The organism is Terrabacter sp. P5_B1 (assembly GCF_056400505.1).
Map to the genome: position 1 here is coordinate 1 of NZ_JBFULD010000632.1, position 613 is coordinate 613.

Annotated in this window: 1 protein-coding gene; it reads left to right on the forward strand. The window is 75.4% G+C overall.

Going from position 1 to position 613, the window contains the following annotated elements; all coding sequences use genetic code 11:
• Nucleotides 1-613: coenzyme F420-0:L-glutamate ligase (locus tag AC1DP0_RS22530; RefSeq protein ID WP_478088912.1), on the forward strand; the 613-nt coding region annotated here is incomplete at both ends.

Consider the following 613-nt stretch of genomic DNA (forward strand, 5'->3'; position numbering starts at 1 on the left):
AAGGCCCTCGGCCTCGTCACGCACGACCCCGACAAGGACCGTGTCGTGCGGGGTGAGACCGAGTACGTCGTGGCCGAGCGCTCGGTGGGAGCCGGGGTGACGCGCATCGTCCGCGCCAAGGCGGGTCCGATCATGGCGGCGGCCGGCGTGGACGGCTCCAACACGGGAGAGCGCGGCGGTTGGCTGCTCCTCCCCCATGACCCCGACGGGATCTGCGAGCAGCTCCACGACGCCCTCGTGGCCCGGCACGGCGTCCGGGTGGGGGTCGTGCTCAGCGACACCGCGGGCCGCGCCTGGCGGGTGGGTCAGATCGACTTCGCGCTGGGGGCGCACGGACTGCGTGTCCTCGACGACCTGCGAGGGGGCACCGACGCCGACGGCAAGCCGCTCGAGGTGACGACCCGCGCGGTCGCCGACGAGATCGCGGCGGCGGCCGACCTCGCCAAGGGCAAGGTGGCGGCGGTGCCGGCTGCGGTGCTCCGCGGCGTCCCGGAGGTCCTCGTCGACGAGCCCCTCGAGAGTCACCCACGCGGACGCGACCTCGTGCGCACCGGCCCCGGCGACTGGTTCGGCTACGGCCGCGTCGAGGCCGTCCGGGCGGCGCTCGGCATCG